This is a genomic window from Komagataeibacter sp. FXV3 (genome assembly GCF_015155755.1).
Lineage (GTDB): Bacteria > Pseudomonadota > Alphaproteobacteria > Acetobacterales > Acetobacteraceae > Komagataeibacter.
In genome coordinates, this window is sequence record NZ_VWPI01000057.1 from 1 (window position 1) to 9062 (window position 9062).

Genomic DNA, 9062 nt, shown 5'->3' on the forward strand with positions numbered 1-9062 from the left:
TATCAATCGTCGGCAGCGTCAGATGTGTATAAGAGACAGTTCCGATATTGGCATCGCGATCGTTACGATATCATAAATTACCATGCACACCATCCGCCCGTGGCCGATATCCCTTTCCGGCGACCGGGCCGCAGCGTCCATCCCGGATGCATGCTGTCGCAGCAGGGTTGGCATGCCAAAATGTTGCGGTCTGGCAATGGCTACCCTCACGATCATCGGATATACGTGACGCGCAGCAGCCTCCGGAGCCGCCATGGATCGCCTTCACAGCCGCACTGTCGGCGTTGCCCTCGTCGCACTGTCCGCCCTGCTGTGGAGTACGGCGGGCCTGTTCGTGCGGATGAGCCACCTGGACACATGGACCATCGTGGCGTGGCGCTCGTTCTTTTCCTTCATGACCCTCGGGGGCTTTGCCGTGGTGCTGTACCGGCGGGCGCTGGGGCGCGTCATCCTGCGGCAGGGGTGGCCGGGGGTGTTCACCGTTGCCGTGTCGGTGGTATCGGCCATCTGTTATGTCATGGCCCTGCGGATGACGACCGTGGCGAATGTCATGATCATCTATGCCGCCCTGCCCTTCATCACCACGGGCATTGCCTTCGTGTGGCTGGGTGAACGGGTCACCACGCGCTTCCTTGTGGCGGGCGGGATCGCAATCGCGGGCATTGCCATCATGGGGCGGGCGGCGGCAAGCCCGCGTGACCTGCTGGGCCTTGGCGCGGCCTTGGTCATGACGACCGGCTTTGCAATACAGCTGGTGCAGGTGAAGCGGTACCCATCACTGGACATGACCATCATCATCACCCTGATGTCAGGGATCTGCATGCTGGTGGCCATTCCCGTCATGCGGCCCGGCATCCCGCCGTTCCAGTCCATGCTGGCCTGCGCCCTGTTCGGCACCATGACGATGGGACTGGCGTACATGCTGCTGCTGAAGGGCAGCCGGCTGATTTCGTCGGGCGAGACCGGGTTCATCTCGCTGCTTGACGTGCCCGTTGGCCCGTTATGGGTCTGGCTCTTCTACGGCGAACGCCCGACCGGGGCGGTCATGGGTGGCGGGGCCATCGTGCTGGTGGCGGTTGCATGGTACCTGCTGACCAACCGTGCGCCAGCCACCAGCACTGTCACCACCACTGTCACCAGCCCGACATGGACCGGACCTAATAACCGCGAAACAATGAATTGATAAATAAAGGGCTTTTGGTGCCGCCTTTTTCAAAAAGGCAGCATTTTCCGAAGCTTTCCGAAAAAGCTTCACCGGGAATTTCTTTTACCGCACAGGGGGCCGCGGGCCGCGCCTGAAGCGCGCCCCGACCCATCCCCGGCGCGATCAGTCGCCGCGATACGGGGCGGCCGCCCTGGGCAGGCCGTCCTCGATCGGCAGGGCGGGATTGCGGGACCATTCGTTCCACGATCCCATGTAGATCCGCAGGCGGCTGAAACCGGCGGAAGCCAGCGCGACATAGGTATTGGCCGCCCGCGCGCCCTTGAAGCAGTAGATGATGATGTCATCATCGGGCCGCAGGCCACGGCTGGCGGCAAGGGCACGGATTTCATCGGTGCTGCGGAAGGCGGCGTGGTTGTCGGTGACCTTCATGAAATCATACCACTCGATCCACACCGCACCCGGTATGCGGCCCTTGCGCGGGGCGAAATCGACACCGTAGGGCGATGAACTGTCACCCAGCCATTCCACCCGGTCACGGTTATCCAGCAGCCTGACCGTGGGCGACCCCAGGGCTGTGCGCACGTCTTCATAGGTTGCCATAAGCCCGGCATTGATATGCAGCGGGAATGTGGTGCGCACAGGGGTGATGGTTTCGGTCGTGAGTGCGCCGCCCCCCTTGCGCCATGCGCTCAGCCCGCCATCCAGAATGCCGACAGCGGGATAGCCAAGGTAGCTGAGGATCCAGTACCCCCGGCATGACGCGCCATAGCGGGTATGCAGGGCATCTTCATAAACGATGGCGGTCTTTTTTCCATCCAGACCGTAATCCGCGAACAGGCTGGCGAATGTCTGCTGCAGTGTGTGCAGGCCGTCCTGCGTGGTTTCCGCCAGGTAGGTGAAGATATCGGGCATGTTGACCGCGCCCGGAATGTGGCCTGCGTCGAAATCCTTGCGGTCGCGCACATCGATCACGACCGCGTCGCCACTGGCAAGCATCCGGCGCACATCATCGGGCGAATGGAGAACGGTTGTCGGCATCACGGCTTCCTGCATGGTTCGGGACATGGCTCCATGCCCTATCAGAAACACGGCGGACCTGCCCCCTGCCCCACGCAGGTTAGCCATCACCGGGGCGCAGGCACGCCCCGGCGGTCAGGTCAGTTGGACAGATCGGGAATGATGGACAGCAGGAAGTCTACGCCCGGCGCGATGGCGGCCACCGGCGTGCGTTCGTTCAGGCCATGCATGAAGTTTTCCGACGGCTTGATGAACAGCGGGCTGGCTTCGTAGCTGGGCACGTTATGGGCGCGGAACCACATGTTGTCCGATGCCCCTGCCTCCATGGACGGGATGACCGGCAGGCCGGGATAGACGCCGTGGATCGCCTTGGTCACCGCGTCAATGAAGCCCTTGTCCATGGGGGAGGCATCGGTCGCGACCGACCCGGCCGAAACGTCGCGCACCTGCACGTTCGGGTCGGCCACCACCTTCTGCAGTTCGGCCATGATGTCGGCCTTGGAATGACCGGGGAAGATACGGCAGTTGATGTTGGCCGTCGCCCGCTGCGGCAGGGCGTTGAGCGCATGGCCCCCGTTCACCATCGTGGCGACGCAGGTCGTGCCGATCTTGCCCACCATGGACGGATCGGCCGACAGGGTCGCAATCGCCTTTTTATCCGCCGGGTTGGCGGCGAACGCCTTCATCGCGGCACCCAGCCTGCCCGGTTCCAGCCTGGCCGCCCCCTCGAAATAGGCGCGGGTAATGTCGTTTTCCTCCGGCTTGAACTGGTATTTCTGGATACGCGACAGGGCCGCGGACAGTTCGGCAATTGCATTGTCGGCCCGGGGTTCGGACGAATGGCCGCCGGGATTGGTGACCGTCAGTTCATAATCGGCATAGGTCTTTTCCGCCGCCGCCCATGCGAAATATTCCGGCTTGCCGGTCTGTTCGTTCAGCACGCCATCGGCGCCATCGACATTCAGCACCATGCCCGTATCGGACAGCCTGTCCGCCAGGGCCGCGCCACTGCGCATGTCCGTTTCCTCATCCCCGGAGAAGGCGAGGATGATCGTGCGCTTCGGCCTGTAGCCCTCGCGCCGGAGTTCGATGAGGGAGGCGATCGCCAGCGTGTCATCCAGCTTCATGTCCGTGGCCCCGCGGCCGAACAGGTAGCCATCCTCCACCACCGGGGTGAACGGGTCACGCTTCCAGTCGGCGGGTTTCGCCTCCACCACGTCCATGTGGCCCAGCACCACCAGCGGCTTGAGCGACGGGTCGGTGCCATGCCACGTGGCGGTCATGTACATGGTTTTGCCGACCGGGACGATCTGGATGTCCTTTTTGGAAAAACCACCGGCCACCAGCGCCTTGCTGAACAGTTTGGCCACATCCGCCGTCCTGTTCCCCGGCCCGGCCACCGAACGCAGTGCAATCGCCTTTTCCGCAAGGTCCAGCGCCTGGGCATCGGCCTGCGGGTGTGGCACCACGTCCGCGTGCGCCATGGGGGGAAGCAGGGCCGGAAGGGCGGTAAAGGCAAGCAAGGCCATGACTTTGCGCATAGATCGGTAACTTTCCAAAAGTATCATTTCGATAAAATAATGACATGGAACCGCCCTGCATGCCAGTCGCCCATCACACGGCACCGGATACCGGGCGGGAGCAGGCACATGCGCAAAATACGGGTGCGGGCATGGCCGGACGGGTCATGCGGGCGGGCGTGACGGCCATCATCATGCATTAAATGTTTGTCAGGTATGCATTAATTGTTGCATGCGCACATGCATCATGCTGTTGTCTGGCATGCGCATGGCGCAGCATTCTTTCCAATGGATGAAAGGTCTGACATGGATCGTTTCAAGACGATGCTTAGCGGTCGCACCAACATGCTGCTGGGCCAACTGAAACAGGAAATCGGCTACGCCACGGGCCTGCGGCGGCTGGAACGCCAGGGCATCGCGCAGGAAATGCGGGGCTTTTCCCAGACGGCCCGCCTGCACCGCATGGCGGCCATGGACCAGTCCGAACAGGGCTGAATCCCCCATACTGCATTCATGCTGACAAACGCATAACCGCATCGCGCGCATGGAGGTTGCCGGGAAACCGGCAACCCGTACGATGGCCGCATTACCTAATCCATTCAGGAATGACGGCCATGAGCAAAGACCAGATCATCGACATGCCCTTCACCACGGACGCCATGAAGGCGGCCATTGAACGGCGCATCATCCAGGCCCCCGGCCTGTCCGATTCCCAGAAGCATGACCTCAGCGTGACCCTTGCCGGGCTTGATGCCACGAAGCTGGCGACGCTGGTTGAAACCGTGCTGGGCCACGCCATTGAATCCGGCCCTGAAATCCTGCCGTACCTGCAGCGTCTGGGCCAGCGCGGCTGACAGGCTGTTTTCGGGATAAACGTTTCCGGGTGCCGCCTTTTTTCAGAAAGGGCGGCGCTCCTTGAAGCTTTTTGAAAAAACCTTTCCCTGATCTGCGCACCGTTTCAAAAACGGGCTTTCGCACATCAGGCGTGCGGCCCGTTGAGTGTTATAACAATCTCACCTGATTGCCCGCATTCATGACATTTGCGTCTGGTCCGGGCATGCATCCGCCCCCACCGGGGCCAGCGCACGGGCCTTCCACAACGCGGCCAGCCGGGTATGCAACTGCGGGTTGCTGGCATGGATGTACAGCCCCCTCACCCCGCGTGTCATGAGCACGTTGATGGAATTGAGGATGATGCGTTCCATCACCACCTGCGGGTTGTCCACGCCGTCCCGCCCGGTAAAGGCGGCCCTGTCCTCATACCGTGACGGGTCGATCACGATCCGGTCGGCCGCCGGGTCATAGGTCACGGACGGGCCAAGGATCACGCCCGCGTAATTCAGGTCGAACCCCTGTATGGTATAGACCGAACCGACCTCATCAATCGTATCGGGCCGTTCCGCCCATGGCAGGCGCGCCTGCGGCATGGCGCGGTCCCAGCGCAGGTGGAAACGTCCCTCGGTAATGAAATGGTCCTGCCCGTTCAGGGTATAGGGGTAATCGTACGTCGCCAGCATGCGGCACAGGCCATACCGCGCATTGTGCTGCCTTATGGCTTCATACATGGCCTGCGCATCGTCAAAGATACGGAAATCAAAGGGCTGCGGGGCGGGTAATGGCAACAGCCTGCCGTCACGCAGGGCGTGGATCCATGCCATGACATCCGCATGGGCATGCACGCGGAACTGCTGGTCCAGCCTGCGGGTCACGACCGGATAGCCCGCTACAAGCCGGGCCAGCGTGGCGTCGTTCCACAGGCTCTTGAACTTCAGCACCTGATACGCGTCGAATATGATGACCACGACATGGGCATGGCGGATGATTTCCGCCAGCTGGTTATCCTGCCGGAACCGGTTGTACGGATCGCTGCGGGTCAGCAGCAGGTGCGCCTCATCCACCAGCACGATATCGGCGCGGCCATCACGGTCGTGCATCTGGTTGATGAAGGTGGTCGGGCGTTCGAAATCCTTCTTGCGCAGGCAGGGCTGGGTTTCGGAAATGTTGCGGTACAGCTTGATCATTTCCGGGTGGTTGACCAGCAGCCAGTTGCGGCTGCCATGCAGCGGGTCATGCGCATCGCGTCCGCGCGCCGCATCCTGTATGGCGGTAAACAGGGAATTGAGCAGCAGGCTCTTTCCCGTACCCGCGTCCCCTTCGATGATGAACAGCGCGTGGTCATCCGCCCGATGGGCGCGGCAGAAGGCCATGACCTCCGCCTTCAGCGCCTGCTGCTGGCCCGTCAGCGCCATGGTGGGGGCAAGACGCGCAAGCGCGCTGTCGGGGGTATGGTCGGTGGGGTCTGGCATGTCTGTCCCTTCTGGCATCCCCCTTTTACGGCGCGGGGTGACTGACCAGATATGTGAAATATGACGCAAGGGCATGTGTACCCTATTGGTTTTCCTGCCCTGCCATGCGTTATATCATCCATACACGCGCATACCGCGCATCATTCAGACAGGATTGCCCATAATGACCGACAAACCCACCGCCGCCGCACGCGAACACATGCACAAGCTGGCGGACAAGGGCCAGAAGGAACCCAAGCTGCTGACCAAGGAAGAAGTGATCGCACTGGGCCAGCACGTCGCCAAGGAACATGGCCACGCCACCGAGGCCGAACATGAAATCGCCAGGAAGGCGCAGCACAACCCCGAAGGCATCACGGCGGCCGAAATCAAGACCCTGTGCAGCCACGTCAAGGGCGAGCGCACGGCCCGCTAAGGTCCGGGACCGGGGGATGTCGGGCGCCTGCACGCGCCTGCGTTCCCCGGTTCGTCCTGTTGCCGGGCGTTTAAAAAAGTTTTTGGGTGCCGCCTGTTTTCAAAAAAGTGGTGCCTCCTGAATCCTTAAAAAAGCTTCACCAAGAAATTCTGTACTGTTTTCAGTATGACTCAGGTGAAGTTTTCAAGTAAAGACAGCAACCTGTTGTCTTTGTTATTTCCCATCAATGGGCTGTCCTGAAATAATCCCCTGCCCGCGCAACCTTCATGCCGGACATGAATCAACCACCCCATCATGTGGCGTGGACTGTATGACCCGCGGGGGGCGACGGGACGGATGACGGATCCGGCCTGCCGGATGCCTCACGCATGCATGATCTTTTTTGCATATATAGAAACAGACTTATTCATTATATGGGATCGGACCTGCGGAAAAATAAGGAGTATTTTCCGCCGCCATGAACACCCGCACGCGTTTTCCCATCTATTCCCTGTCCGAACGGGCTGCCGACCTGCTGGTGCATATCATCGGCGTGGTGGGGCTGGGGTATGGCGTGCTGTGGCTGGTGCGTACCGCCATGCTGTCCCATTCGGGACTGGAATCCGGGGTGACGCTGCTGTACTGCGGGGCGATACTGGCGACGTGCCTGTCCTCGGCTGCGTATAATTTCTGCCCGTCATGCTGGCTCAAGGGCGGGTTGCAGCGTGTTGACCAGTCCGTAATCTTCGTCGCCATCGCCGCGACCTATACCCCGTTTATCCTGCTGGGTGGCCGGGGGCGCGGCAGTGTGTGGTTCTGCACCCTGTTATGGGCCATGGCCGGGACGGGCGTGCTGGCCAAGATGTGTTTCTTCACATGGTCGCGCCGGTTCCATGTCGTGCCCTATCTGTGTGTTGCGTGGGTTTTCTTTCTGTGTCCCGACCCGCTGGTGTGGACGCTGCCGGTGCCTGTCTTTTTCCTGATCGTGCTGGGGCTGGTGTTCTTCTGTATCGGCGTTGTGTTCTACATGCGTGAAAACATGCCGTTTTCCAACGCGCTGTGGCATGTAATGGTCGTGCTGGGCGCTGGCACGCACATGGCCGCGGTGGGGTCGATGCTGCTGCATTACAGCCGGGGGCCAATGCGCGGCTTCTAGGCCGAGGACTACCCCTTGAGGTGTCCTATGCAATCATAAAGACGTTTTTGGTAAAGCTTTTTTCAAAAAGCTTCTGGATATGCCGCCCTTTTTGAAAAAAGGCGGCACCCGGAAGCTTTTATTATTCCTCAATGGATTATTTCGGCCCTAACGCCCGATTTCACGCAGCGGGCGGCCGGCCTCCAGATGCTGTTCGATCACATCCAGCGGCACGTCACGGGTTTCGGGCACCAGTGCCAGCGTGAACAGCACGAACACCACGTTCATCACGCTGAACCCGGCAAAGGTCCAGCCCGCCCCGGCAACCGCCACGATGCTGAGGAACGTGTTGCTGACCGCCCAGTCCATGCCCCAGTTGGCCAGCGTGGAACAGGCGACGCCAAAGTCCCGTCCCTCGATCGGCTGGATTTCCGAACACAGGGTCCACACCAGCGGCCCGGCCCCCATGCCAAACCCCGCCACGAACACCAGCAGTGCGGCCACCAGCGCCAGCACCGCGCCCAGTCCGGTCAGGTGCATCCCCTCGATCACGCCTGCGGCCGCCAGTGCAACCGCCATGATGACGCAGCTTGTCACCAGCAGCGGCCTGCGCCCCCAGCGCGAGACCATGAAGATGGCCAGCACCCCCACGACCGCGTTGACCGCGCCAACCATGACGGTGGCCCATGCGGCGGCGGATGTCCCGAAATGCGCGCCTTCCAGGATCTTGGGCGCGTAATACATCACCACATTGATGCCGGTCAGCTGCTGCATGACCTGCAGCCCGATACCCAGGGCGACGGAGCGGCGGAAAAACGGTCTGGTCCGCAGCAGGGTGAAGCCCCCCACCGGCCTGCCCGCACCCAGTTCGCGGCGGATGTCATCCAGTTCCCGGTCCGCCGTCACTTCATCCCCGCGCAGGCTGCGCAGGACCTTGCGCGCTTCCTCGAACCGGCCCTTGGCCGCCAGCCATGACGGGCTGGATGGCAGGAACGCGCACCCCATGAACAGCAGCGCCGCCGGAATGACCGGCAGCCCCACCATAAGCCGCCAGTGCCCCCCGCCCGACAGGATGCCGCCAGCAAGGTACCCCAGCAGGATGCCCGCCGACTGCAGCATGGAAAAGGTGGTGACCATGGTGCCGCGCATGCGCCCCGTCGTCAGTTCGGAAATATACAGCGGCGCGGTAAAGGTGCAGATGCCAATGGCCATCCCGATCAGGAACCGCCCCAGCATGATCTGCCCGATCAGGCCCGCCGTGGCGCATAACAGCGCCCCCAGCCCGATCAGCAGTGTTGCCGTGCCCAGCGCCAGCCTGCGGCCGAAGCGGCTGGAAAACACCCCCGCGGCACCCGATCCCAGCAGCGCGCCCACCATCAGTACCGACACGACCCATTCCTGCGCCCGGGCGGAGGCATGGAAATCATGGCCGATGAAGCCCAGCGCCTCCGCGATCAGGCCGGTATCCAGCCCCACCAGCAACCCCGCGCTGGCCGTGGTCAGGGCCGCGCGCGCAGCCCCCCCG

Annotated in this window: 10 protein-coding genes; 6 read left to right on the forward strand and 4 right to left on the reverse strand. The window is 62.0% G+C overall.

Annotation, left to right across the window (positions count from 1 at the left end; all coding sequences use genetic code 11):
* Positions 1-253: 253 nt before the first annotated feature.
* On the forward strand, positions 254-1183 hold the full coding sequence (locus F1542_RS05675) for a DMT family transporter (protein ID WP_227672511.1): 930 nt from the start codon (positions 254-256) through the stop codon (positions 1181-1183).
* A 144-nt stretch (positions 1184-1327) separates the two neighbouring features.
* Here the strand turns inward: F1542_RS05675 and F1542_RS05680 are convergent, their stop codons facing one another.
* Both F1542_RS05680 and F1542_RS05685 read right to left on the reverse strand, forming a co-directional pair.
* Positions 1328-2230, reverse strand: a complete 903-nt coding sequence (locus F1542_RS05680) for a sulfurtransferase (RefSeq protein WP_193732188.1) — start codon at positions 2228-2230, stop codon at positions 1328-1330.
* 92 nt (positions 2231-2322) lie between these two features.
* Complete coding sequence (locus F1542_RS05685) at positions 2323-3723, reverse strand: M20/M25/M40 family metallo-hydrolase (protein ID WP_193732189.1); 1401 nt, start codon at positions 3721-3723, stop codon at positions 2323-2325.
* Between the two features lie 59 nt (positions 3724-3782).
* Between F1542_RS05685 and F1542_RS17355 the strand changes: the two genes are divergently transcribed.
* The 3 genes from F1542_RS17355 to F1542_RS05695 all read left to right on the forward strand — a co-directional run bounded on the left by F1542_RS17355 (position 3783) and on the right by F1542_RS05695 (position 4556).
* Positions 3783-3905 (forward strand): hypothetical protein, encoded by a 123-nt coding sequence (locus F1542_RS17355; RefSeq protein ID WP_256431441.1) that lies wholly within the window; start codon positions 3783-3785, stop codon positions 3903-3905.
* A 103-nt stretch (positions 3906-4008) separates the two neighbouring features.
* Positions 4009-4197: a CsbD family protein gene (locus tag F1542_RS05690; RefSeq protein WP_227672512.1), complete on the forward strand. Its 189-nt coding sequence runs from the start codon at positions 4009-4011 to the stop codon at positions 4195-4197.
* Between the two features lie 119 nt (positions 4198-4316).
* Positions 4317-4556, forward strand: a complete 240-nt coding sequence (locus tag F1542_RS05695) for a hypothetical protein (protein ID WP_193732191.1) — start codon at positions 4317-4319, stop codon at positions 4554-4556.
* 177 nt (positions 4557-4733) lie between these two features.
* Here F1542_RS05695 and F1542_RS05700 read toward each other — a convergent pair whose 3' ends face one another.
* Positions 4734-6008: a DUF2075 domain-containing protein gene (locus F1542_RS05700; protein ID WP_193732192.1), complete on the reverse strand. Its 1275-nt coding sequence runs from the start codon at positions 6006-6008 to the stop codon at positions 4734-4736.
* Positions 6009-6171: 163 nt separating this feature from the next.
* On the opposite strand from F1542_RS05700, the gene F1542_RS05705 reads away from it, so the two are divergent.
* Together F1542_RS05705 and F1542_RS05710 are read left to right on the forward strand one after the other, a co-directional pair.
* The gene (locus F1542_RS05705; RefSeq protein ID WP_193732193.1) at positions 6172-6423 is read left to right on the forward strand and encodes a hypothetical protein; all 252 of its coding nucleotides are present in this window, start codon (positions 6172-6174) and stop codon (positions 6421-6423) included.
* 457 nt (positions 6424-6880) lie between these two features.
* A complete protein-coding gene (locus tag F1542_RS05710; protein WP_193732194.1) occupies positions 6881-7558 on the forward strand; it encodes a PAQR family membrane homeostasis protein TrhA in 678 nt (225 codons plus the stop codon).
* Positions 7559-7705: 147 nt separating this feature from the next.
* Here F1542_RS05710 and F1542_RS05715 read toward each other — a convergent pair.
* The coding region (locus F1542_RS05715) for a sugar porter family MFS transporter (protein ID WP_227672513.1) at positions 7706-9062 on the reverse strand (1357 nt) is incomplete at its 5' end.